Here is a 24591-nt window from a genome sequence, read left to right on the forward strand (position 1 = left end):
GCCAAGCGTAGCCGAATGTCCGCCGCCCGGGGCCCTCAAGAGGGGGCGACCCGCCTGCATCAGCCCAAGCGCAGGGGCATAAAAATGCGGTCTTCCCCGCGCTGGATCAGCAAGGCCACCGACTTGTCCGACGGCGCCACCGCCGCGCGCACCTGCTCCACCGAGCGCACCGGCGTGCCATTGACGGCCAGCAGCACATCACCGGACTGCACCCCGGCGCGGGCCGCCGCGCCGCGGGCGGTCTGCACCAGCAGACCATCGGCCAGGCCCAGTTGCTGGTGCTCCTGCGGCTGCAGGGGCCGCAAGGCCAGGCCCAGCTTGCCGGCCGGGCTGGCGCCCGAGGCCGCGTCGGTGTCGCTGTCAGCGGCTGCGGTCTTTTCACCGGCCTTGCCCAGGCGCGCGCTCAGGCTCTGGGCCTTGCCCTGGCGCCAGACCTCCAGCGACACGGTGTCGCCCGGCGAGGCCAGCGCGATGATGGCGGGCAGGTCACCCGAGGACACCACTTTCTGGCCGTTGACCTGGCGGATCACATCGCCCGATTGCAGGCCGGCGCGCTCGGCCGGGCCGTTCTTCTCGACGCGCGAGACCAGGGCGCCTTCGGGTCGGTCGAGCTTGAAGGAGTCCGCCAGGGTCTGGTTGACCTCCTGCACCACCACACCCAGGCGGGCATGCTCGACATGGCCTGTGGCCACGATTTGCTCGCGGATGCGGTTGGCCAGATCGATCGGGATGGCAAAGGACACGCCCTGGTAACCCCCGGTGCGGCTGTAGATCTGCGAGTTGATGCCCACCACCTCGCCACGCGCATTGAACAGCGGCCCGCCCGAGTTGCCCGGGTTGATGGCGACGTCGGTCTGGATGAAGGGCACGGCGCTGTCGTCCGGCAGCGAACGGCCCTTGGCGCTGACCACGCCCGCGGTCACGGTGTTCTCAAAGCCGAAGGGCGAGCCAATGGCCAGCACCCACTCGCCTACCTTCAGGTCGGCCATGCGCCCCATGCGCACCACAGGCAGGTGCTGGGCCTCGACCTTGATCACCGCCACGTCGGTGCGCGGGTCGGCGCCCAGCACCTTGGCGCGGAACTCGCGCCGGTCGGTCAGCTTGACGGTCACTTCCTTGGCGCCCTTGACCACATGGGCATTGGTCAGGATCAAACCGTCTTCGCTGACGATGAAGCCCGAGCCCTGGCCTCGGGTGGGCGTCTCTTGGGGCTGGGCGCGCGGGCTGCGGCCAGCGCCTGCCTGGGGGCCCAACTGGCCAAAGCGGCGCAAGAACTCGGCCATGCCCGGCGGCATGCCCGGCGCAGCGGCGGCAGCGTCTTCGCTGTCGTCGTCATCGCTGACCTGGGTGGTGCCGAGCACACTGATGTTGACCACCGCCGGGCCATAGCGCTCGGTGATCTGTGAAAAGTCGGGGGAACTGACCGCCCCCAGGGGCGCCTGGGCCGGCGCACTCAGCGCCGCCGGGCCCGCCTGGGCATGGGCCTGAAGGCCCTGCACGGCGGACACCCCGGCGCCACCGAGGGCGCCCGCGGCCAGCAAGGCCAGCAGCAAACGGGACGGGCTCAACTTGAAGCTGGGGGAAGAGGACATGGTTCACTCCTGTGAGGGGCTGTTGCAATGGTCCGACTGTGCAAGGCCAGGCTTAGGTCGTTCTTAAGCCCAGGTTTGGCCGCCCAAGACCAGCCCAATCCGCCAACGCCAGACACAGGTGAACGACCGGCTGTAACGGCGGTCAGAAATGGTTTCCAAACGGTCTTGAGCCCCCCCAACAGCCGGGTGGAGCCGTTAAATTGGCGCCGTCAAACGGCACCAGCTGACCGCCTGTGCCCACCGTCCCATCTGCAAAGCCCCAAGCACCCATGAAAATCAAAACCAAGCACATCAGTCTTGAAATCCGAGATGAAGGCCCGCACGACGGCCCCGTGGTGCTGTTGATCATGGGCCTGGGCATGCAGCTGGTGGCCTGGCCGGCCAGCCTGGTCGATGGCCTGGTGAACGCAGGCCACCGGGTCATCCGCTTTGACAACCGCGACATCGGCCTGTCGCAGCACTTCGACGAACTCGGCGTGCCCCACCTGCCCTGGCACCTGTTGCGCCATGCCCTGTGCATGCCGGCGCGCCCACCCTACCGACTGCAGGACATGGCGCAAGACGGGTTGGACCTGCTCGACGCCTTGCAGATCGAGCGCGCCCATGTGCTGGGGGTGAGCATGGGCGGCATGATCGCCCAGCGCATGGCGATTTCCGCCCCCCTTCGCCTGCGCAGCCTGACCAGCGTGATGAGCAGCAGCGGCGCGCGGGGCCTGCCGGGCCCCAGCGCGGCCGCCCGGGCCGCGCTGCTGCGCCGGCCCAGTGGTGACACCGACAGCGTGCTGCACCACTACCTGCAGCTGTACCGACTGATTGGCAGCCCCGCCTTCCAGGACGACCCTGAAGCGCTGCGCCGGCGCATCCTGGCCGGCATCCACCGCAGCTACCACCCCGAGGGCACGGTGCGGCAGATGGCCGCCATCGTGGCCGACAGCGGGCGCGCCAAAGCCTTGGCCCGCATCAGCACCCCGACCCTGGTGGTGCACGGTCGGCAAGACCCCCTGGTGCCCTTGGCCTGCGGCCAGGACACGGCCGCGCGCATCCCCGGGGCCCGCATGGCGGTCATCGACGGCATGGGCCACGACCTGCCCGAGGGCGTGGTGCAGCGCCTGCTGCCCCTGGTGCTGCCCCACCTGGCCGCGCACTGAGGTGCCGCAGCCCACGCAGGCGCGTCGGCCGGCGGCGGTCGTCCCAGGTTCAAGCGCCTGGGCCGGCGCTTGCCGGGCCAAAGCACACGCTGACGCTGAGCCCGCCCAGGCGGGCCGACTCGCCCAACACCAGTTGCGCGCCATGCTGGCGGGCGATCGCCTCGACGATGGCCAGGCCCAGGCCGCTGCCCGGGATGTCGGCCACCGCCTCGCCGCGCATGAAGCGGTCACGCACCCGGCTGCGCTGCGCCGGCGCAATGCCGGGGCCGCTGTCTTCCACGCGCCAGACCACCTGCGCCGAGGCCGGATCGCGGAACAGCGACACATCGACCTGCCCCGGCCCTGGCGTGTACTTGATGGCGTTGTCCAGCAGGTTGCGCAAGAGCACCCGCAAGGCCTCGGCCTGGCCGGGCACGCACAGAGGCAGGTCGGAGCGACCCGTCCCAGGCGCCTCGGCCAGCCCCAGGTCCAGGCCGCGCGCGCCGGCCTGCGGCAGCCACTCGGCCACGCCCTCGCGGGTCAGGGTCAGCAAATCCACCGGGCCCCAGGCGCCCTGCCCGCCAGCCTCCTGGCTTTCGGCCCGGGCCAGCAGCAGCAACTGCGCCACCAGGTCGATGGCGCGCTCGATGCCCTCGTGCAGGCGCTGCTGCGCCTGGTCGCGGGCCGCCGCATCAGGGGCGCGCTGCCAGGCCTGCAGCTGCAGGCGCAAGGCCGTCAGCGGGGTGCGCAGCTCATGTGCGGCATCGGCCACAAAGTGGCGCTGGGTTTGCAACGTGGCCTGCACGCGGGCGAACAAGGCATTCAACTCCCCCACCAAGGGGCGCACCTCGTCGGGCAGGTCTTGCTCGGGCAGGGGCGAGAGGTCGTCTGCGCTGCGCTGGGCCACCTGGCGCTGCATGCGCTGCACCGGGCGCAAAGTGCGGCCAATGATCCAGCCGACCACCAGCATCAGCAGGGGCGTGATGCCCAAAAGCGGCAGCACCGCGCGCAGGGCGAGGCCGCGCGCGCGCGCATCGCGCTCGCCCATGTCCTGGGCGATCTGCACGGTCTGCAAGGGCGACTGCAGCGAATAGACCCGGTAGCGCGCGCCGTCCACCTCCAGGTCAGAAAAGCCCAGCACCGCGCGCCCTGGCAGCACCGAGCGGGGCGAGCGAAACAGCTGCAAGCCGTCCGGCCCCCAGACCTGCACCTCAATGCCTCCGCCGTCCGCCTGCCCCGGATGCAGGATGCCCAGGGGCACGCCTTGCTGCACCTGGCGCGCCAGCTGTTGCAGGTGTTCATCGAACAAGGCGTCGGCCTCGCGCAAGGCGTTGCGGTAGGCCGCCGTGGCCAGCACTGCGCAGGCCAGCAAGATCGCGCCCAGCACCAAGGCCTGCAGGCGGGCGCGCAACGAGTGACGCGGCCCCAGGCGCAGCCCAGAGGGTGGCGATGAGGCGCGATCGCTCATTCGCGCGGCACCAGGTAGCCCAGGCCGCGCACGGTCTGGATCAGGCCAGCGCCCAGTTTTTTGCGCACGCCGTGGATGTAGACCTCCACCGCGTTGCTGCTGACTTCGTCTTTCCAGCTGAAGAGTTTTTCTTCCAGTTGGGGACGCGAAAAAATCACCCCAGGCCGGGCCAACAGCGGCTCCAACACCGCCCATTCACGCGCCGACAGGCTGACCGGTTGGCCGTGCAGGCTGGCTTCGTGGGTGGCGGGGTTGAGGCGCACGCCGTGCTGCTCGAACACCGGGCCCGCCTGGCCGGATTGGCGGCGCAGCAAAGCGCGCACCCGGGCCAGCAGCTCGTTGGTGTCAAAGGGTTTGACCAGATAGTCGTCGGCGCCAGCGTCCAGGCCGGCCACGCGGTCGCCCACGGCATCGCGGGCGGTCAGCACCAGCACCGGCAGGGGGCTGCGTTGCTGGCGCAGTTCACGCAGCACCTGCAGGCCGTCGCGCCGGGGCAGGCCCAGGTCCAACAGCATCAGGTCATAGGCGCTGCTGGCCAGGGCGGTTTGGGCCATCTCGCCATCGCGCACCCAGTCCACGGCGTAGTGCTCGGCGCGCAGCACATCCAGCACGGCCTGGCCGATCATGGGGTCGTCTTCTACCAGCAGCAGTCTCATCGCGGGGTCTCGCAGGGCTTGGTCAATCGAAACCAGGAGTTTGCGGCCACCGCCTTAGGCCAGGCTGAAGCCCCGGTCAGCGCCGGGGCCCAGGCCTCAAGCCGCCAGGCGTTGGCGGTGGCGGGCGATCTGGGCGCGCACCTGCTCGGGCGCGGTGCCCCCCAAGGTGTTGCGCGCGTTGAGCGAGCCGCGCAGGCTCAGCACTTCGTAGACGTCTTGCTCGATGCTGGGGTTGAACTCTTGGAGCACGGCCAGCGGCAGTTCAGACAGGTCCACTTGCTGGGCGATGGCGGCCTTGACGGCGTGGGCCACGGTTTCGTGGGCGTCACGGAAGGGCAGGCCCTTCTTCACCAGGTAGTCAGCCAGGTCGGTGGCGGTGGCGTAGCCGCGCTTGGCCGCGTCTTCCATGGCCTGCGGGCGCACGGTGATGCCGTCCACCATCTCGGCGAAGATGCGCAGCGTGTCCTTGAGCGTGTCGACGGTGTCGAACAGCGGCTCTTTGTCTTCCTGGTTGTCCTTGTTGTAGGCCAGGGGCTGGCCCTTCATCAGGGTGATCAGGCCCATCAGGTGGCCCACCACGCGGCCGGTCTTGCCACGGGCGAGCTCGGGCACGTCGGGGTTTTTCTTCTGCGGCATGATCGAGCTGCCGGTGGTGAAACGGTCCGCGATCTGGATGAAGCCGAAGTTCTGGCTCATCCACAGGATCAGCTCTTCGGACAGGCGGCTGATGTGCACCATGGCCAGCGAGGCGGCGGCGGTGAATTCGATCGCGAAGTCACGGTCGCTCACGGCGTCCAGGCTGTTCTGGCACACGCCATCCATGCCCAGGGTTTGCGCCACGCGGGCGCGGTCCAGCGGGTAGCTGGTGCCGGCCAGCGCGGCCGAGCCCAGCGGCAGGCGGTTGACGCGGCGGCGCACGTCAACCATGCGCTCGGCGTCGCGGCTGAACATCTCCACATAGGCCAGCATGTGGTGGCCAAAGCTCACGGGCTGGGCCACTTGCAGGTGGGTGAAGCCGGGCAGGATGACCTCGACGTTGCGCGAGGCGATGTCCAGCAAGGCTTTTTGCAGGTCCACCAGCAGGCCGCTGATGAGGTCAATCTCAGAGCGCAGCCACAGGCGCACGTCGGTGGCCACCTGGTCGTTGCGGCTGCGGCCGGTGTGCAGGCGCTTGCCGGCGTCGCCCACCAATTGGGTCAGGCGGGCTTCGATGTTGAGGTGAACGTCTTCCAGGTCCAGCTTCCACTCAAAGCTGCCGGCTTCGATTTCAGCGCGGATCTGCGCCATGCCGCGCTGGATGGCGGCCAGGTCGTCGGCGCTGATGATGCCTTGCGCGGCCAGCATGTCGGCGTGGGCCAGCGAGCCGGTCAGGTCCGCCAGCCAAAGGCGTTTGTCAAAAAAGACGCTGGAGGTGTAACGCTTGACCAGATCGCTCATGGGCTCGGAAAACAAGGCCGACCAGGCCTCCGATTTCTTGTCGAGCTGGTTGACGGAGGCCGATGCGGGTTGGGAGCTGGAAGACATGGGGTCAATAATCCGGTTCGGACGGCGGTCTGGCGGCCGACGTCCATGAGGCGCATGAAAGGCGCGTGGCAATGAAAGATTCTCAAATTTTATCGACCTTCGGCGGCGCCTCCGTGGAGTCCACGTCCAGCCCCACAGCGCCAGCCATGCCCATGGTGTTCGATGCCTGCCACATCGGGGTGATGTTGCGGGCCCTTTTGTTCGTCGAAACCGTGCTCGGCGTGGCCGTGCTGTACCGCGCCGATGACTTCCTGAGCTGGGTCGCTGGGCTGGGCTTGCTGACCGTGGCGGGCCTGCCCGGCACCCTGGCCTGGCTGGCCATGGCCTGCTGCCTGAAGCGGCCGCTGGCGCGACTGTCCACCCCCGGCCAGTACGTGGCTGGCGCGGTGCTGGGGGCGCTGGCGGGCAGCTACGGCTGCTTCATGCTGTCCCTGAGCCCGTTTGCCCCCTCGCCGCCTTGGCTGGCCGCCGCCATGACCGGGGCCTTGCTGGCCGGCTTGCTGGTGGGCGCCCTGGTGCTGCGCGCACGAGGACGCACCCCAGCGGCCACGACGGCGCGGCTGGCCGAGCTGCAGTCGCGCATCCGGCCCCATTTTTTGTTCAACACCCTCAACAGCGCGATTGCCCTGGTGCGCGCCGAACCGGCCCGCGCAGAGACCCTGCTGGAAGACCTGAGCGACCTGTTCCGGGCCGCCTTGCTGGACCGGGGCGAAACCACCACCTTGGCCCAGGAAGTGCAACTGGCCCGGCACTACCTGGCGATCGAACAGGTGCGCTTTGGCGATCGCCTGCGCGTGCAGTGGCAAATCGACCCGGCCGCCGACGCCGCGCGACTGCCGCCCCTGCTGCTGCAACCCCTGGTGGAGAACGCCATCAAGCACGGTGTGGAGCCCAGCACCGAAGGTGGAGAAGTGCAGGTTCGCACCCGCTTGAAGGGGGATCGCGTTCGCATAGATATCCTCAATACGCTACCAAACGCAACATTGCCATTTGAGACCCGCTCGGCAGGCCATGGGATTGCGCTGGCAAATGTAAGAGATCGCTTGCGTTTGTTGCACGACGTTGAAATTGAGTTCAGTGCCGGGGTCCGGGACGACCACTACCATGTCCGAATCACGTTTCCAGCGTGAGCCGGGCGCGGTGACATGACCGCCATATTGATCCATCCTTCGTCCCGAAAGCACCATGGAGCTTCACTTTCTGATCGTTGACGACGAGTCCTTGGCCCGCACCCGCCTGCGCGCCTTGCTCAGCGAATACAAGCCCGACCAACCCCACACCGTGCAAGAGGCGTCCAACGCCGTCACCGCCATGGGGGTTCTGGACCGAGAACCCATTGACGTGGTGCTGCTGGACATCCACATGCCCGGCACCGACGGCCTGGGCCTGGCCAACCACCTGCGCATCCTGCGCCGCCCGCCCGTGGTGATCTTTGTCACCGCCCACGCCGAGCACGCGGTGCAGGCCTTTGACCTCGATGCGGTCGACTACCTGACCAAGCCGGTGCGCGCTGAGCGCCTGCGTGACGCCCTGGGCAAGGCCGAGCGCCGCCTGCAAACCACGCGCAGCCAGCCCCCCGCGGTCGTGCCCACCGAGCACCTGATCATCCAAGACCGGGGTCGCACCGAGCGGGTGCCGCTGGCCGAGGTGCTGTACTTCAAGGCCGAACTCAAATACGTGACCGTGCGCACTGCCGTGCGCAGCTACATCCTGGACGGCTCGCTGAGCGAACTGGAAAGCCGCTACAGCAGCCAGTTCATGCGCATCCACCGCAACGCCCTGGTGGCGCGCCACGCCGTGCGCGCCCTGGAAAAGCATTTCGACGCTGAAGAGGGGGACGGCTGGGCCGTGCGCCTGCAAGGGCTGGATGAACGCCTGTCCGTCTCGCGCCGGCAACTGGCGGCGGTGCGCGAAGCGATTTCGGTCACCTGAGCGGGGTGGTTGAAGGCTGGCGCACCCGCAGCGCCGGGCCCATCCCTTCAAGCCGGCGCGGCACCGGCGCCCCATGCGCCGCCCGGCCCCAGAGGCGCCCCCTCGCCTGCGGCTGAGTCAGACACCCATCCCCGCCCAGCGCCTCCCACGGCCTGCTGCACCACCTCCCGGATCAGGTCCAAAGCCCGCTTGTGGGTCTCGGTGGCAGGACGGCGCGACGACCAGACCAGGTTCAACTCACTCATCACCCGTGGCGAATGGATGGCGTGCAGCGCAAACGGCGCTGCATTGTCAAAGTTGCTCAGGGTGTAGGCCGGCAGCACCGCGTGGCCCAGGCCCTCTTTGACCAGGTTCAGGATGGCGTTGAGCCCGTCCACCTGCAGGGTGACGCGCGGCTTGAGGCCAAAGCGGGCCATCTCCCCATCCAACAACAGGCGGAACACATTCGGGCTGCTGGGCAGGATCAGCGGCAGGGCCGCGACCTCGCGCAGGCTCAGCGCGGGCGGCAAGGGCTGCGCCCGGGTCAGCGGGCTGCCGTGGGCGGCGATCAGGACCAGCTCCTCCTGGTGCAGGCTCAAGCTGTCCAGGTCGGGCGAGTGGTTGGGGTTGTAGAGCACGGCCATGTCGAGGTTGCCCACCCGCAAGCCCTCGTACATCTGCACCGAAAACCCCTCGGTCAAGGTCAGGCGCGCCTGCGGCAGGTGCTGCATGAAGGCCCGGGTCAAGGGCACGGTGATCAGGCGCGACAGGCTCGGCGGCAGGCCAATCGACACCCGCCCAGCCAGCGCGCCGCGCACCGCGCCCAGCTCTTCGCGCGCCACCTCCACCTGGTGCAGGATGCCTCGCCCGTGCTCCAGCAGCAGCTTGCCGCTCTCGGTCAGTTTGACGCCACGGCCATTGCGGTCGAGCAGGTTCTGGCGCAGCTCCACCTCCAGCAACCGCACCTGCCGGCTCAGCGCGGGCTGGGCGATGTTGAGCGCGATGGAGGCCCGGGTGAAGCTGCCCAATTCAGCCACGCGCACGAAGTATTCGAGTTGCTTGAGGTCCATACCGCGAGAAAAATGTATAGCTTTCGCTGAACTATATCAATCCGGCATACCAGCTAGACGCCGCAGCCGCTGGCTCAGCGGGCCCGGCATGGCCAGAATCGCGACCATGCAAACCCCCATCCCCTGTCTTTTCATGCGCGGCGGCACCTCCAAGGGGCCGTTCTTCCTGGAAACCGACCTGCCAACCGACCTGCCCACGCGCGACCGCGTGCTGCTCTCGGTCATGGGCTCGCCCGACAAGCGCCAGATCGACGGCCTGGGCGGCGCCCACCCGCTGACCAGCAAGGTCGGCATCGTGCGCGCCAGCACCACCCCGGGTGTCGACCTGGACTTCCTGTTCGCCCAGCTGCAGCCCGACAAAGACACGGTGGACACCACGCCCAACTGCGGCAACATGCTGGCCGCGGTGGTGCCCTTCGCGCTGGAGCGTGGCCTGGTGCAGCCCCAAGGGGACAGCAGCACCTTCCGCGTGCTGACCCTGAACACCGACATGCAGTGCGACATCACGGTGCAGACCCCGCAGGGCCCGAACGGCCAGCGCTATGTCGAGTACGCCGGCGACGCCCGCATCGACGGCGCGCCGGGCAGTTCGGCCCCGATCACCATCAACTTCCTGGACACCGCCGGCTCGGTGGCGCCAGGCCTGCTGCCCACGGGCCGTGTGCTCGATGTGATCGATGGCGTGGCCGTGACCTGCATCGACAACGGCATGCCCTTGGTGATCTTCAAGGCCGCCGACGTGGGCCGCACCGGCTACGAAAGCGTGGCCGAGCTGAACGCCGACACCGAACTCAAGGCCCGCATCGAGCGACTGCGCATTGCCGCCGGTCACGCCATGGGCCTGGGCGACGTGACGCCCAAGAACTACCCCAAGATGACCCTGATCGCCCCGCCGCGCGACGGCGGTGCACTGAGCACGCGCAGCTTCATCCCGCATGTGTGCCACGACGCCATCGGCGTGCTGGCCGCCGTCACCGTGGGCACGGCTTGCGTGCTCCAGGGCTCGGTCTGCGAAGGCGTGGCCGTGGTGCCCGAAGGCGCCAGCAAAAAAGTATCGGTGGAACACCCTACCGGCGAATTCAGCGTCGAGCTGGCCACTGAGCCCGCCGCCCATGCCCCTGGCGGCCAGGCCGTCACCAAGGCCGCCCTGCTGCGCACCGCGCGCCTGCTGATGCGTGGCGAGGTGATGGTGCCCGCCGCCGTCTGGGCCCCCCAGCGCTGAGCCTGCAACCCAGGCTGGGCGACGCCCGGCCGCTTCCCGAATCAACACCCCTGAAGCCCCCTCTGGAGACCGACCGATGATCATCGACGTACACGGCCACTACACCACCGCCCCCGCCGCCCTCGGCGCCTGGCGTGATCTGCAAATCGCCGCCCTGAAAGACCCGAGCAAGGCCCCCAAGGCCTCCGAGCTGAAGATCAGCGACGACGAACTGCGCGAGTCGATCGAGACCAACCAGCTCAAGCTGATGAAGGAGCGCGGCTCCGACCTGACCATCTTCAGCCCGCGCGCCAGCTTCATGGCGCACCACATCGGCGACTTCGAAACCTCCAGCACCTGGGCGGCGATCTGCAACGAACTGTGCTTCCGCGTGGCCGAGCTGTTCCCCGACCACTTCATCCCGGCTGCCATGCTGCCGCAGTCGCCTGGCGTGGACCCGGCGACCTGCATCCCGGAACTGGTCAAGTGCGTCGAGCAGTTCGGCAATGTGGGCCTCAACCTGAACCCCGATCCGTCGGGCGGCCACTGGACCAGCCCGCCGCTGAGCGACCGCCACTGGTACCCCATCTATGAAAAGATGGTCGAGTACGACATCCCGGCCATGATCCACGTCAGCACCAGCTGCAACAGCTGCTTCCACACCACCGGCGCGCACTACCTGAACGCCGACACCACGGCCTTCATGCAGTGCCTGACCAGCGACTTGTTCAAGGACTTCCCGACGCTGAAGTTCCTGATCCCGCACGGCGGCGGTGCCGTGCCCTACCACTGGGGCCGTTTCCGTGGCCTGGCGCAAGAGCTCAAGAAGCCGCTGCTCAAAGACCACCTGCTGAACAACATCTTCTTTGACACCTGCGTCTACCACCAGCCGGGCATCGACCTGCTGACCAAGGTGATCCCGGTTGACAACATCCTGTTCGCCAGCGAAATGATTGGTGCCGTGCGCGGCATCGATCCCGAAACCGGCCATTACTACGACGACACCAAGCGCTACGTCGCCGCCACCCCCAACCTCAGCGACGAAGACCGCTACAAGGTCTATGAAGGCAACGCGCGCCGCGTCTTCCCGCGCCTGGACGCGCAATTGAAAGCCAAGGGAAAGTGATTTTTCGAGCGCGAGCCCCCCGTCACAGCAAGAGGCCGGGGTGAGCGTTTGGCGCAGGTCAAGGAGGAGCCCGCGAAGCGGGCTGGGGACACGGAGCCAAGCGCTCGCCCCGGCCTCCGCCCCTCCGCTCCACCGCCCCCTCTTCAACCACTGAACACACCGCACTCAACCTACTTGGGAGTCAAGACATGTACGAACTCGGAGTCGTCTACCGCAACATCACCCGCGCCGACCGCGCCGCCGCCGACGGACTGGCCGCCCTGGGCAGCGCCACCGTGCACGAGGCCATGGGCCGCGTCGGCCTGCTCAAGCCCTACATGCGCCCCATCTACGCGGGCCAAAAGGTCTCGGGCACGGCCGTCACCGTGCTGCTTCAGCCCGGTGACAACTGGATGATGCACGTCGCGGCGGAGCAAATTCAGCCCGGCGACATCGTGGTCGCCGCCGTCACCGCCGAGTGCACGGACGGCTACTTTGGCGACCTGCTGGCCACCAGCTTCCAGGCCCGTGGCGCGCGCGCGCTGATCATCGACGCCGGCGTGCGTGATGTGTCCACCCTGCAAGAGATGAACTTCCCGGTCTGGAGCAAGGCCATCAGCAGCAAGGGCACGATCAAGGCCACGCTGGGCTCGGTCAACATCCCCGTGGTCTGTGCCGGCATGCTGGTGACCCCGGGCGACGTGATCGTGGCCGACGACGACGGCGTGGTCTGCGTGCCCGCCGCCCGTGCCGCCGAGACCCTGGCCGCCGCCACCAAGCGCGAATCGTTTGAAGGCGAAAAGCGCGCCAAGCTGGCCAGCGGCGTGCTGGGCCTGGACATGTACAAGATGCGCGAGCCGCTGGCCGCCGCCGGCCTCAAGTACATCGACTGAACCCGCGCCGCCGCGCCCCGGGGCTCAGGCCCTGGGCCGGCCGCCCTCCTTTTTGCCCGCCTGACCGGTTCAGCCACACACCCCGGTCGGGCGCTCACCCCCAAGAGACTGACATGAGCAAACCCACCACAGGCGAATTCACCAAGACCTCCGGCTGGCTGGACTGGTACGAAGGCCCGAGCCAGCCGCGTTTTCAACTGCCCGCAGGCAGCGTCGACGCGCACTGCCACGTGTTCGGCCCCGGTGCCGAATTCCCCTACGCCCCCGAGCGCAAGTACACCCCTTGCGACGCCAGCAAGGCCCAGCTCTACGCCCTGCGCGACCACCTGGGCTTTGCCCGCAACGTGGTGGTGCAGGCCACCTGCCACGGCGCCGACAACCGCGCCATGATCGACGCCCTGGTCAACGCCAACGGCAAGGCACGCGGCGTGGCCACGGTCAAGCGCAGCGTGAGCGACGAAGAGATCCAGGCCATGCACGACGCCGGTGTGCGCGGCGTGCGCTTCAACTTCGTCAAGCGCCTGGTCGACTTCACGCCCAAGGACGAGCTGCTGGAGATCGCGGGCCGCATTGCCAAGTGGGGCTGGCATGTGGTGATCTACTTCGAAGCGGTCGACCTGCCCGAGCTGTGGGACTTCTTCACCGCCCTGCCCACCACCGTGGTGGTCGACCACATGGGTCGCCCCGACGTCACCAAGCCCATCGACGGCCCCGAGTTCCAGTTGTTCCTGAAGTTCATGCGCGAGCACAGCAATGTGTGGAGCAAGGTGAGCTGCCCCGAACGCCTGAGCGTCAGCGGCCCCAAGGCCCTGAACGGCGAACAAAATGCCTACACCGACGTGATCCCCTTCGCCAAGCGCGTGGTGGAGGAGTTCCCCGACCGCGTGCTGTGGGGCACCGACTGGCCGCACCCCAACCTCAAGGACCACATGCCCGACGACGGCCTGCTGGTGGACTTCATCCCGCACATTGCGCCGACGGCTGCGTTGCAGCAAAAATTGCTGGTCAGCAACCCCATGCGCCTGTACTGGCCCGAGGAAATTTGAAATGGCACTCGATAAACCCTACCTGGACGTGCCCGGCACGACCATCTTTGACGCCGAGCAATCGCGCAAAGGCTACTGGCTCAACCAGTTCTGCATGTCGCTGATGAAGGCCGACAACCGCGCGCGCTTCAAGGCCGATGAGCGCGCCTACCTCGACGAATGGGCGATGACCGAAGAGCAGAAACAGGGCGTGCTCACGCGCGACCTGAACCGCTGCATCGCGGCAGGCGGCAACATCTACTTCCTGGCCAAGATCGGCGCCACCGACGGCAAGAGCTTCCAGCAAATGGCAGGCTCCATGACCGGCATGACCGAAGCCGAATACCGCGACATGATGATCAACGGGGGCCGCTCCGCCGAAGGCAACCGCTACATCGGTGAAGACGGCGACGCCCAAGCCCACCGACAACCCCAGGGCAGCGCCCACCAGAAAGCCTGACATGGCCAAGATCACCGCATCCGTCTTCACCTCCCACGTCCCCGCCATCGGCGCGGCCATTGACCTCGGCAAGACCGAGGAGGCCTACTGGCAGCCCCTGTTCAAGGGCTACGAGTACTCCAAGCAATGGATGAAGGACAACCAGCCCGACGTCATCTTCCTGGTCTACAACGACCACGCCACGGCCTTCAGCCTGGAGATGATCCCGACCTTCGCCATCGGCACCGCGGCCGAGTTCCAGCCCGCGGACGAAGGCTGGGGCCCGCGCCCCGTGCCCAAGGTCATCGGCCACCCCGACCTGGCCAGCCACATCGCGCAAAGCGTGATCCAGGACGACTTCGACCTGACCATCGTCAACAAGATGGACGTGGACCACGGCCTGACCGTGCCGCTGTCGCTGATGTGTGGCCAGCCCGAAGCCTGGCCCTGCCCCGTGATCCCCTTCGCGGTCAACGTGGTGCAGTACCCCGTGCCCTCGGGCCGCCGTTGCTACAACCTGGGCAAGGCGATCCGCAAGGCCGTGGACAGCTTTGACAAGGACCTCAACGTGCACATCTGGGGCACCGGGGGCATGAGCCACCAGCTGCAAGGCCCGCGCGCCGGCCTGATCAACAAGGAATGGGACAACGCCTTCCTGGACCGCTTGATTGCCGACCCCGATGGCCTGTCCCAAGTGCCACACATCGACTACGTGCGCGAAGCCGGCTCCGAGGGCATTGAACTCGTGATGTGGCTGATCGCCCGTGGCGCCATGGACGACGTCAACGGTGGCAGCCAGCCGCCGCTCGTCAAGCACCGCTTCTTTCACGTCCCGGCCTCCAACACCGCCGTGGGCCACCTGATTCTGGAGAACCAAGCATGAGCAACAGCAAGACCATCAAAGTCGCCCTGGCGGGCGCCGGTGCCTTTGGCATCAAGCACCTGGACGGCATCAAGAACATCGACGGCGTGGAAGTCGTGTCCCTGATCAGCCGCGACCTCGAGAAGACCCGCGAAGTGGCAGCCAAGTACGGCATCGGTCACGTCACCACCGACCTGGCCGACAGCCTGGCCCTGCCTGAAGTCGACGCCGTGATCCTGTGCACGCCGACCCAGATGCACGCCGCGCAAAGCCTGGCCTGCCTGAAGGCCGGCAAGCACGTGCAGGTCGAAATCCCGCTGGCCGACAGCTGGAAGGACGCCGAAGAAGTCGTGGCCCTGGCCAAGCGCAGCGGCCTGGTCGCCATGTGCGGCCACACCCGCCGCTTCAACCCCAGCCACCAGTACGTGCACAAGAAGATCCAGGCCGGTGAATTCAACATCCAGCAAATGGATGTGCAGACCTACTTCTTCCGCCGCACCAACATGAACGCGCTGGGCCAGGCCCGCAGCTGGACCGACCACCTGCTGTGGCACCACGCCGCCCACACCGTGGACCTGTTCGCCTACCAATGCGGCAGCCCCATCGTGAAGGCCAACGCCGTCCAGGGCCCGATCCACCCGACCCTGGGCATCTCCATGGACATGAGCATCCAGCTCAAGGCGGCCAACGGCGCCATCTGCACGCTGAGCCTGTCCTTCAACAACGACGGCCCGCTGGGCACCTTCTTCCGCTACATTGGCGACACCGCGACCTACATCGCCCGCTACGACGATCTGGTCAATGGCAAGGAAGAAAAGATCGATGTCTCGCAAGTGGATGTGTCCATGAACGGCATCGAGCTGCAAGACCGTGAGTTCTTCGCCGCCATCCGCGAAGGCCGCGAGCCCAACTCCAGCGTGGCCCAAGTGCTGCCCTGCTACCAAGTGCTGCACGATCTGGAGCAGCAACTCAACGCTGCCTGAGCGGCAATCTGCCCCACCACGGCTCCAGCCCCCCGCTGGGGCCGTTTGTGTTTGAGGACCTCTGCATGACCACCCGATCCCTTGGCCCCTTCCAAGTCAGCCCCATTGGCCTGGGCTGCATGAACCTGAGCCACGCCTACGGCCAGCCGCCCTCGTTGGAAGACGCTGAGCGCCTGCTGCTGCGCGCGCTCGACCTGGGCGTGACCCTGTTCGACACCGCCGCGCTGTACGGCTTTGGCGCCAACGAAACCCTGGTCGGCCAGGTGCTGGCCAAGCACCGCCAAAAATTCACCCTGGCCAGCAAATGCGGCATGCAGGGCGTGGGCTTTCCCGACGGCGTCAAGCGCGTCATCGACGGCCGCCCCGAGACCCTGCGCGCCACCTGTGAAGACAGCCTGCGCCGCCTGCAAACCGAGGTCATCGACCTGTACTACCTGCACCGCTGGGACAAACAGGTGCCGATCGAAGAATCGGTCGGCGCCCTGGGCGACCTGGTGCGCGCGGGCAAGATCCGCAGCGTGGGCCTGAGCGAGGTCTCGGCCCACACCTTGCGCCGCGCCCACGCCGAGCACCCCATCGCCGCCGTGCAGACCGAGTACTCGCTGTGGACGCGCAACCCCGAGATCGCGGTGCTCGACACCTGCGCCGAACTGGGGGTGGCCTTTGTCGCCTTCAGCCCGGTGGCGCGGGGCTTCCTGACCGGCCAGGTGCGCGACGTGAGCGCCTTGGACGCCAAGGACATCCGCCGTGCCATGCCGCGTTTCGCGCCCGCGACCTATGCCGCCAACCTGGGCCTGCTCGACGGCGTGGCCGAGGTGGCGCGCGAGGCGGGCTGCAGCCTGGCCCAGTTGGCCCTGGCCTGGCTGCTGCAGCGCGCGCCGCACATCATCCCGATCCCGGGCACCACGCGCCTCGACCACCTCGAAGAAAACCTGGGTGCGCTGCAGGTCACGCTGAGCGCTGCGCAAATGGCGCGCTTGGACCAGGTCATCAACCGCCACACCGTCCAAGGCCCGCGCTACAACCCCGGCAACCAGGTGGAGATCGACACCGAGGAGTTCAGCGCGTGAGCCCCGCCCTGCGCCGCCGCCCCGTGCTCGGGGCCTTGGGCGGCCTGCTGAGCAGCGCCTGGGCCGCGGGCCCGGTTCGGGCGCAAAACGCCTTTCCCCAGCGCCCCATCACCTTGATGGTGCCGTTTGCAGCCGGCGGCGTGGCCGACCTGACCGCCCGCACCGTCGGCCAGGCCATGGGGGCCTTGCTCAAGCAGCCGGTGGTGATCGACAACCGCCCTGGCGCGGGCGGCATCGTGGCCACCGGCCTGGTGGTCCAGGCCGTGCCCGACGGCCACACCCTGCTGCTGATGAGCAACGCCAGCGCCGTCAGCGTGCACCTGTTCAAGAAGCTGCCTTTTGACGTCACGCGTCAGCTCACCCCCATCAGCACCCTGGGCTTTTTTGACCTGGCGCTGGCCGTGCCGGCAGGGTCCCGCTTCAAGTCCCTGGCCGATCTGCTGGCCTACGCACGCGCCCAGCCCGGGCGCCTGACCCTGGGCACCATCGCGCCGGGCAGCACCCAGCATCTGGCGGCTGAGTGGTTCAAGTCGCGCGCGGGCATCGAGGCCACGGTCGTGCCCTACAAGGGCTCGCCCGCCTTGCTGCAGGCCTTGCGCGCGGGCGAGGTGGATGTGGGCTTCGAGATCCTGAGCCCGCTGCTGCCCCAGGTGCAGGCCCAGGCCCTGCGCTTGCTGGCGGTCACCGGACCGCAACGCTTTGGCCCCCTGCCCGAAGTCCCCACCGTCAAAGAGCAAGGGCTGCCGGACTACGAGGTGGACAGCTGGAACGCCCTGGCCGCCCCCGCCGGCACCCCGGCGAGCACGTTGGAGCGACTGAACTGGGCGGCGCGCGAAGCCCTGGCCCAGCCGGCCGTGCAAAGCGCCTTGCTCAAGCTCGGCGTCAAGCCTCAAGCCGGCACGCCAGCCGAACTGGGTCAGCTGCTGAACAGCGAAATCAAGCACTGGGGCGAGGTGGTGCGACGCGCGGGCATCGCGCCCGAATGAGCGCTCAGGTCGGGCTCGGCAAGACCTCGGCCACCACCTGCGCCAGCACCTCACGCAGCCACTGGTGCACCGGGTCGCCCTGGTGGCGCAGGTGCCAGACCTGGTACATGGGCATGGGCGGTGTGGCCAGCGGCACCGGGGCCTGAGCCAGGCCGTGCAGGCTGTGGCGCGCCAGCAGCGAAGGCGCGGTGGCCAGCCAGTCGCTGCCACGCAGCATCGCGCCCAAGGCCGCCATGCCCGGCACATGGGCCACAAAGCGGCGCGCCAGGCCCTGCCCCGTGAGCCACTGGTCAATGTCCAGCTGGCGCCGGGGCTCGTAAAGCACCGACACATGGTCGGCCGCCAGGTAGTCGGCCCGGCTGAGCGGGGCGGCGCGCTGCGCGGCGTCGTAGAACACGGCGTAGCGGTCTTCAAACAAGCGCTTTTGCAAGAGATCCGAGCCCTCGGGCGGGCGCGGCGTGATGATCAATTGGCACAACTCGTCGCGCAGCAGCGCCGGGCCCGGGGCGCCCGACTTGATCACGCGCAGGCTCACCCCCGGGGCCTGGGCGCGCAGGCGGCGCAGCAGCGGCGGCAGCAGCAAATCGCGCTGCAAATCATTGGCAGCGAGGGTGAAGCAGGTGTGCAGGCGCGCTGGCTCAAAACCCGCCGCCACGCTGAAGGCCTGCAACTCGTCGAGCAGGCTGCGCGCGCGCCGCGCCAGCAACTCGGCCTGCGCGGTGGCCACGATGCCGCGCCCCGATTTGACGAACAAGGCCTGGCCCACGATGGCGCGCAGCCGGTCCAGGCCGTGACTGACGGCCGACTGGGTCAGGCCCAGGCGCTGCGCCGCGCCGGTCACGCTGCCCGTGTCCACCACCGTCACCAGCAGTTGCAGCAAACGGGCGTCCAAGCTCAACCAATCGATTTTGTTCATAGATTTGATGAGTATCCATCTGTTTATCTTTGGGACTCAGCCCGGAATACTGGCGCCCTGACCCAGATCAAACGCAGGAGACCGCCATGACCCAAGCGCAGCCCCCCATCCCCGGCACCACCGTGTTCGACGGCGAGCAGGCCCAAAAAGGCTATGCCTTGAACAAGATGTGCTACGCCTTCAACAGCGCCGAGCAACGCGCGGCCTTCAAGGCCGACGAGGCCGGCTTCATGCGCGCCTGGGGCCTCAATGAGGAGCAGACCCGTGCCATCAGCGAACGCGACGTGCTGGGCCTGCTGGCCGCCGGCGGCAATGTGTACTACCTGGCCAAGTTCGCCGGCATCCTGGGCCTCGATGTGCAGGACCTGGGCGCGGCCCAGACCGGCCTCAACAAAGAAGCCTTCAAGGCCCGCCTGGTGGCCCAGAACCAGCAGCCCGACACCCTGGCCGCCTGAGCGCCAACCCACCTACCCCACGGAGAAACAACATGGCAAAAATCGTCGGTGGCATGACCACTTCCCATGTGCCCGCCATTGGCGGCGCCCTGCACAAAGGCCTGCAAAACGAGCCCTACTGGAAGCCTTTTTTTGATGGCTTCTTGCCGGTGCGCCAGTGGCTGGACGAGGTCAAGCCGGACATCGCCGTGGTGTTCTACAACGACCATGGTCTGAACTTCTTCCTCGACAAGATGCCGACCTTCGCCATCGGTGCCGCCGCGCAGTACCACAACGCTGACGAGGGCTGGGGCATCCCCACGCTGCCCCCATTCAAGGGCGCCACCGACCTGTCCTGGCACCTGATCAACCACCTGGTGGAGCGCGACTTCGACCTCACCACCTGCCAGGAGATGCTGGTGGATCATGCGTTCACCCTACCGCTCAAGCTGTTCTGGCCTGAAGGCGACTGCCCGGTGTTGACCGTGCCCATATGCATCAACACCGTGCAGTTCCCCCTGCCCAGCGCCAAGCGCTGCCTGGCCCTGGGCCGCGCCGTGGGCGAGGCAATTGCCGCCTGGGACAGCGACAAGAAGGTGGTGGTGATTGGCACCGGGGGCCTGAGCCACCAGCTCGACGGCGAACGCGCCGGTTTCATCAACAAGCCCTTCGACCTCAAGTTCATGGACAGCCTGTTCAACGAACCCGAGTGGGCCACCCAGTTCAGCATCAACGAGCTGGTCGAGAAAACCGGCACCCAAGGCGTGGAGCTGCTGATGTGGCTGGCCACCCGGGGCGCTGTGCCGGGCGCGGTGCGCCGCGTGCACACCAACTACCACATCCCGATCTCCAACACCGCGGCCGGCACCATGGCCTTTGCGGCGGCCTGACTCGGCCCGCGCGGGGGCGCGGCGCTGCCTAGAATCAAGGGCTGCAGCCGGGCGACGACCCGGCTTTTCTGACACCCAGAGACAGGACCACCGCCCATGACCCGATTCACCGCCCCGACCCGCCGCCAGTGGCTGGGCCTCAACGCCGCCTTGCTGGCCCCCGGCGCCGCGCTGGCGCAAAGTGCCAGCTACCCCGACCGCCCGGTCAAGCTGGTGGTGGGCTACCCGGCTGGCGGCGCGGTGGACATCGTGGGGCGCACCATCGGCCAGGCCTTGAGCGGCCCGCTGGGGCAATCGGTGGTGGTGGACAACAAGCCTGGCGCGGGCAGCAACATCGCCATCAAGTCGGTGATCGACAGCCCGGCCGATGGCTACACCTTGCTGGTGGCGGCCAATGCGCTGGCCGCCAACATGTCGCTGTACCAGCCCGCCCCTTTTGACGCCGAGCGTGACCTAGCCCCCATCGGCCTGATTGGGCGCGTGCCGGTGGTGCTGGCCGTCAACCCGGCCTCGGGCTTCAACAGCCTGGCCCAACTGATCGCCGCGGCCAAGAACAAGCCGGGCAGCGTCAACTACGCAACGCCAGGCAACGGCTCCACGCCCCACTTGGCGGTGGAGCTGTTCGAACGTGCCGCCGGCCTGCAACTCTCGCATGTGCCCTACCGGGGCGGCGGCCCGGCCATCACCGATGTGATCGGTGGCCAACTGCCCATGGTGGCGGTGAATGCGCTGGAGGCCTTGCCTCACCAAAAAGCCGGTCGCCTGCGGGTGATCGCGGTGCTCAGCGCGCGGCGCAGCCCCATCTTCCCCGAGGTGCCCACCATCGCGGAAAGCGGCTTTGCCGGCTTTGAAGCCTCCGTCTGGTACGGCTTGCTGGCCCCAGCGGCCACACCCAAAGCCATCGTCAGCCGCCTGCACGGCGAGCTGCAAAAAGCCCTGGCCAGCAAAGACGTGCGAGACAAACTGGCGGCCGTGGGCGGCGAGGTCAACCCGGGCAGCAGCGAGGACTTTGCGCGCCTGATCCGCAGTGAGCAGCAGCGCTACGAGAAAGCCATCCGCAGCGGCAACATCGCGCCCGATTGAGTGCGCCGCCCCAGCGCCTGAGGGAGCGCCCCCTCAGTGGGTGTGGGCCAAGCCGCTGGCGGCGGTGACCAGGCCAATGCCCAGCGCCAGCCAGGCGATCTGCGCGGCCGTCTGGCGCGCCGTCAGGCGCTTTTGCAGCTGTGGAATCAGGTCGGCCAAAGCCACGTAGATGAAGCTGCTGGACGCCACCGTCAGAAAGTACGGCAGCCAGTCCTGCAAGGGCTCCAAGAGGTAAAAGCCCACCACGCCGCCAAGGGTGGTCACGGCCCCGGCCAAAGACACCTTCAGCAAGGCCAGGCGGCGGTTGCCGCTGGCCTGGCGCATCACCACCAGGTCGCCCATGTGGTGGGGCACCTCGTGGGCCAGCACCGCCAGCGCCGCCACCAAGCCCAGTCGGACATCGGCCACAAAGGCCGACGCAATCAAGATGCCGTCACCAAAGCAGTGCACGCTGTCGCCGGTGATCAGGGTCCAGCCCCCGGCCTGCACGCCTGCGTGGGCGTGGGCATGCCCGTGGTCGTGGGCATGGCCAGGGTCTTCGCCGGGGGCGTGAGCATGGGCGTGGCCGTGATCCGCATGCGCATGGTGCTCATGGCCCTGACCATGCTCATGCCCGTGGTGCCACAGCTCTGCTTTGTCGAGTAAGAAGAAGAACACCACGCCCACCAGCAAGGTGGCAAACAAGGCATGGGCGCCGGCGGAGCCCTCAAAAGCTTCGGGCAAGAGGTGCATGAAGGCCGTGGCCAGCAGGGCCCCGGCGGCCAGGCTCAGCAGGTGTTGGGCATTGAGCCCTCCACGCCCGGAGTTCACCCCGACACGCATGAGCAGCGCAGCCACCCAGACGCTGCCAATGCCAGCCCCCAAGGTGGCGAGAATGATTGCGACCAATGTCATAAAACGAGAACCCCAGAGCGCCGCCCCAGCAGGCCACAGCGCCAAAACAGACCCGCAAACCCCCGGGGCCTGCACCCGCCCACCGCCCCACAGCAGAGGGGGTCACGAGGACGAACCCGAGAGTTTACCGGGCTGGCCAGTTCCTTGCGCGCAAGCCGCACAGCCCCCCAAGCGACACCGGAGCCTGTTGCTTGGGCCACCAGGGCTTCCCGGCTGGCGCACGGGTTGCTAGACTGCCGCACCGAGCGCCGCCATAGGGGCCCGCTTCAGGCTCCCGCGACCGCGTTCAACCTGCCCTGCCCATGCCTCAGTCCCCCCTGTCGAACCCGCCCCCATCGAGTTGGCTGTCCCACCCTGCCCTCTGGGTCGGCAGCGTGCTGGGCCAGGTCGGCCTGGCCCTGTCAGGTTGGCAGTTGTTCCTGGCGGGACAACCCGCGCTGGCAGCCCTCAACTGGCTGGCGCTGCTGGCCTTGCTGGTGGGCAGCCTCCAGGCCTGGAGCGCCTTGCAACAAAGCCTGCGCGCGGCCCAGCACATGCAGCAGGAACGCGATCAAGCCCGTGCGGCGCACGAACAGCTGCAGGGGGCCTTGCGCTGCTTTCCCGACGCCCTGGCGCTGTTCGATGCCCAAGACCGCCTCATCATCGCCAGCGACCGCTACCGGGAGATGAACCCCACGGTGGCCCCGCTGCTGCAGCCGGGCGTGCCGTTTGAAGTCATCATCCGCACCGCCGCCGCCGCGGGCGAAATCCTTGAAGCGGTGGGCCAGGAAGAACGCTGGGTGCAGCAACGCCTGGCCGAGCACCGCGCGCCCAAACAAGACTTTTTGCAGGCCCTGAGCGACAACTGCTGGGTGCGCGTCAACGAATGCCGCACGCCCGAGGGCGGTTTGATCGGCCTGCGCACCAACGTGACCGACTTTGTGCGCCAGCAGCAGGCGCTGCAGGAGGCGCGCAGCGACGCCCAGCAAGCAAGGCGCCTGCTGGTGCGGGCGCTGGACGCCCTGCCGGTCGCGCTGGAGATCTTTGACGAGCAGGACCAGCTGGTCATCTACAACCGGGCCTTGCAACGCATGTTCAGCCACATCGACTACCCCGCCTCGGTGGGACGTCGCTTTGCCGACATGGCGGCCGAGAGCCTGCGCCACCAGGTGGTCATCGAAGCCATTGGCCAAGAAGAGCCCTGGCTGGCCAAGCGCCTGGAAGAGCGCCAACGCCTGGTCAACCGCACCTTTTTGCAGGCCCTGTCCGGCGACCGCTGGGTGCAGGCCTTTGAGACCCGCACGCCCGAAAACTACATCGTGGCGGTGCGCCTGGACGTGAGCGACATGGTCAAGCAACGCCAGGCCCTGGAAAGCGCCCAGCGGGAAGGCCAGCGCAACCGTCAGTTGCTGATGGATGCCATCGAAGCCTTGCCCGAAGGCCTGGCCGTCTACGACGCCGACGACAAGCTGCTGCTGTGCAACACCCAATACCGCCTGATGTACAGCGAACTGGCCAGCCTGCTGCAGCCCGGGCGCAGCTTTGAAGACCTGGTGCGCTACGCCCAAACCCAAGGCCATTACGTCGAACGCAGCGATGAGGGGCCGGACTGGGGCGCTCTGCGCCTGGCCTCGCACCGCCGCCCCGGCGCGGCCCTGGTGGTGCCCATGCACAACGGCCGCTGGTACCGCGTGCATGAGCGCCAGACCGCCGAGCGCATGACGGTGGGCGTGCACGTGGACGTGACCGAGCTGATCGTGAAGGAACAACAACTGGCCAGCGCCAACCAGCGCCTGGCCACGCTGTCGGTCACCGATGGCCTGACCGGCATCCACAACCGGCGCAGCTTTGACGAGGCCATGGCCCGTGAGTGGATGCGCTGCCAACGCCACCAACTGCCCCTGGCGCTGCTGCTGGTCGACATCGACCACTTCAAACGCTACAACGACCACTACGGCCACCTGGCCGGCGACGACTGCCTGCGCCGTGTGGCCCAGGTGCTGATCGGCGATGTGCGGCGCAGCGGCGAGCTGGTGGCGCGCTACGGCGGCGAGGAGTTCGTGATCCTGTTGCCCGGCAGCACCGAGGACGGCGCCCGCGAGGTGGCCCAGCGCTGCCTGGAACGCATGCGCACCGAGAACATCCCGCACGTGGCCTCGCTGACCAGCTCGCGCCTGACCATGAGCATCGGCGTGGCCTCCTGCCAACCCGACGCGCGCGGCCAGCCCCACGCCTTGATCAATGCCGCGGATGCGGCCCTCTACCAGGCCAAGCAGAACGGGCGCGCACGCTACGTGCTAGCCTCGGCTTTGAAGCCCCCGACCGACCCGTCCACCACCAGCATCCACCGCCCGCCAGAGGCCTGAACGCCCCCAGACCCGACCTGGGGAGCGGGTTTTTGACGGTCCTCACCCCGCACTGCCGCCAGGCAAGGCACCATGCAGGGCTGTCACCTGGACCGGCACCCCGCGGGTCCTGATCGA

General features: G+C 67.8%; 23 protein-coding genes. 16 read left to right on the forward strand and 7 right to left on the reverse strand.

Annotated elements, in window-relative coordinates; all coding sequences use genetic code 11:
- Positions 1-59 precede the first annotated feature (59 nt).
- Positions 60-1592, reverse strand: coding sequence for a Do family serine endopeptidase (locus PSQ39_RS13320; RefSeq protein WP_273927296.1), 1533 nt, complete (start codon positions 1590-1592; stop codon positions 60-62).
- A 269-nt stretch (positions 1593-1861) separates the two neighbouring features.
- Between PSQ39_RS13320 and PSQ39_RS13325 the strand changes: the two genes are divergently transcribed.
- Complete coding sequence (locus tag PSQ39_RS13325; RefSeq protein WP_273927297.1) at positions 1862-2740, forward strand: alpha/beta fold hydrolase; 879 nt, start codon at positions 1862-1864, stop codon at positions 2738-2740.
- A gap of 49 nt (positions 2741-2789) precedes the next feature.
- Here PSQ39_RS13325 and PSQ39_RS13330 read toward each other — a convergent pair whose 3' ends face one another.
- The 3 genes from PSQ39_RS13330 to argH form a co-directional block, all read right to left on the reverse strand.
- A complete protein-coding gene (locus PSQ39_RS13330) occupies positions 2790-4187 on the reverse strand; it encodes an ATP-binding protein (RefSeq protein ID WP_273927298.1) in 1398 nt (465 codons plus the stop codon).
- On the reverse strand, positions 4184-4843 hold the full coding sequence (locus PSQ39_RS13335) for a response regulator (protein WP_273927299.1): 660 nt from the start codon (positions 4841-4843) through the stop codon (positions 4184-4186). Before PSQ39_RS13335 ends, PSQ39_RS13330 begins: the two co-directional genes overlap by 4 nt.
- Positions 4844-4939: 96 nt before the next feature.
- On the reverse strand, positions 4940-6367 hold the full coding sequence (gene argH, locus PSQ39_RS13340) for an argininosuccinate lyase (protein ID WP_273927300.1): 1428 nt from the start codon (positions 6365-6367) through the stop codon (positions 4940-4942).
- Positions 6368-6438: 71 nt separating this feature from the next.
- On the opposite strand from argH, the gene PSQ39_RS13345 reads away from it, so the two are divergent.
- Both PSQ39_RS13345 and PSQ39_RS13350 read left to right on the forward strand, forming a co-directional pair.
- Entirely contained in the window at positions 6439-7497 is a 1059-nt protein-coding gene (locus PSQ39_RS13345) for a sensor histidine kinase (RefSeq protein ID WP_273927301.1), read from the forward strand.
- Between the two features lie 55 nt (positions 7498-7552).
- Entirely contained in the window at positions 7553-8299 is a 747-nt protein-coding gene (locus PSQ39_RS13350; protein ID WP_273927302.1) for a LytR/AlgR family response regulator transcription factor, read from the forward strand.
- A 47-nt stretch (positions 8300-8346) separates the two neighbouring features.
- On the opposite strand, the gene PSQ39_RS13355 is transcribed toward PSQ39_RS13350, so the two are convergent.
- A complete protein-coding gene (locus PSQ39_RS13355) occupies positions 8347-9348 on the reverse strand; it encodes a LysR family transcriptional regulator (RefSeq protein WP_273927303.1) in 1002 nt (333 codons plus the stop codon).
- A 106-nt stretch (positions 9349-9454) separates the two neighbouring features.
- Between PSQ39_RS13355 and PSQ39_RS13360 the strand changes: the two genes are divergently transcribed.
- From PSQ39_RS13360 to PSQ39_RS13400, 9 genes are all read left to right on the forward strand, one after another.
- On the forward strand, positions 9455-10570 hold the full coding sequence (locus PSQ39_RS13360) for a 4-oxalomesaconate tautomerase (RefSeq protein WP_273927304.1): 1116 nt from the start codon (positions 9455-9457) through the stop codon (positions 10568-10570).
- A gap of 76 nt (positions 10571-10646) precedes the next feature.
- A complete protein-coding gene (locus tag PSQ39_RS13365; protein WP_273927305.1) occupies positions 10647-11675 on the forward strand; it encodes an amidohydrolase family protein in 1029 nt (342 codons plus the stop codon).
- 188 nt (positions 11676-11863) lie between these two features.
- Positions 11864-12547 carry a 4-carboxy-4-hydroxy-2-oxoadipate aldolase/oxaloacetate decarboxylase gene (gene ligK, locus PSQ39_RS13370; RefSeq protein ID WP_273927306.1) on the forward strand — a complete coding sequence of 228 codons (684 nt, stop codon included), beginning with the start codon at positions 11864-11866 and terminating at the stop codon, positions 12545-12547.
- Between the two features lie 113 nt (positions 12548-12660).
- Positions 12661-13593, forward strand: coding sequence for an amidohydrolase family protein (locus tag PSQ39_RS13375; protein ID WP_273927307.1), 933 nt, complete (start codon positions 12661-12663; stop codon positions 13591-13593).
- A gap of 1 nt (position 13594) precedes the next feature.
- Positions 13595-14032 (forward strand): protocatechuate 4,5-dioxygenase subunit alpha, encoded by a 438-nt coding sequence (gene ligA / locus PSQ39_RS13380; RefSeq protein ID WP_273927308.1) that lies wholly within the window; start codon positions 13595-13597, stop codon positions 14030-14032.
- A gap of 1 nt (position 14033) precedes the next feature.
- On the forward strand, positions 14034-14894 hold the full coding sequence (locus tag PSQ39_RS13385) for a class III extradiol dioxygenase subunit beta (protein ID WP_273927309.1): 861 nt from the start codon (positions 14034-14036) through the stop codon (positions 14892-14894).
- Positions 14891-15856 (forward strand): Gfo/Idh/MocA family oxidoreductase, encoded by a 966-nt coding sequence (locus tag PSQ39_RS13390; protein WP_273927310.1) that lies wholly within the window; start codon positions 14891-14893, stop codon positions 15854-15856. The genes PSQ39_RS13385 and PSQ39_RS13390 overlap by 4 nt, the downstream gene beginning before the upstream one ends.
- A gap of 65 nt (positions 15857-15921) precedes the next feature.
- Positions 15922-16926, forward strand: a complete 1005-nt coding sequence (locus tag PSQ39_RS13395; protein ID WP_273927311.1) for an aldo/keto reductase — start codon at positions 15922-15924, stop codon at positions 16924-16926.
- Entirely contained in the window at positions 16923-17912 is a 990-nt protein-coding gene (locus PSQ39_RS13400) for a Bug family tripartite tricarboxylate transporter substrate binding protein (protein WP_273927312.1), read from the forward strand. Before PSQ39_RS13395 ends, PSQ39_RS13400 begins: the two co-directional genes overlap by 4 nt.
- Before the next feature lie 4 nt (positions 17913-17916).
- Here PSQ39_RS13400 and PSQ39_RS13405 read toward each other — a convergent pair whose 3' ends face one another.
- The gene (locus tag PSQ39_RS13405; RefSeq protein WP_273927313.1) at positions 17917-18828 is read right to left on the reverse strand and encodes a LysR family transcriptional regulator; all 912 of its coding nucleotides are present in this window, start codon (positions 18826-18828) and stop codon (positions 17917-17919) included.
- 86 nt (positions 18829-18914) lie between these two features.
- On the opposite strand from PSQ39_RS13405, the gene PSQ39_RS13410 reads away from it, so the two are divergent.
- From PSQ39_RS13410 to PSQ39_RS13420, 3 genes are all read left to right on the forward strand, one after another.
- Positions 18915-19283, forward strand: a complete 369-nt coding sequence (locus PSQ39_RS13410) for a protocatechuate 4,5-dioxygenase subunit alpha (protein ID WP_273927314.1) — start codon at positions 18915-18917, stop codon at positions 19281-19283.
- Positions 19284-19315: 32 nt separating this feature from the next.
- Positions 19316-20152: a class III extradiol dioxygenase family protein gene (locus PSQ39_RS13415; RefSeq protein WP_273927315.1), complete on the forward strand. Its 837-nt coding sequence runs from the start codon at positions 19316-19318 to the stop codon at positions 20150-20152.
- A 96-nt stretch (positions 20153-20248) separates the two neighbouring features.
- Positions 20249-21235 (forward strand): tripartite tricarboxylate transporter substrate binding protein, encoded by a 987-nt coding sequence (locus tag PSQ39_RS13420; RefSeq protein ID WP_273927316.1) that lies wholly within the window; start codon positions 20249-20251, stop codon positions 21233-21235.
- Positions 21236-21268: 33 nt separating this feature from the next.
- Here PSQ39_RS13420 and PSQ39_RS13425 read toward each other — a convergent pair whose 3' ends face one another.
- Complete coding sequence (locus PSQ39_RS13425; RefSeq protein ID WP_273927317.1) at positions 21269-22129, reverse strand: ZIP family metal transporter; 861 nt, start codon at positions 22127-22129, stop codon at positions 21269-21271.
- A 302-nt stretch (positions 22130-22431) separates the two neighbouring features.
- On the opposite strand from PSQ39_RS13425, the gene PSQ39_RS13430 reads away from it, so the two are divergent.
- Positions 22432-24474: a diguanylate cyclase domain-containing protein gene (locus PSQ39_RS13430; protein WP_273927318.1), complete on the forward strand. Its 2043-nt coding sequence runs from the start codon at positions 22432-22434 to the stop codon at positions 24472-24474.
- Positions 24475-24591 lie beyond the last annotated feature (117 nt).

The sequence above is a fragment of the Curvibacter microcysteis genome (genome assembly GCF_028649455.1).
Classification (GTDB): domain Bacteria; phylum Pseudomonadota; class Gammaproteobacteria; order Burkholderiales; family Burkholderiaceae_C; genus Curvibacter; species Curvibacter microcysteis.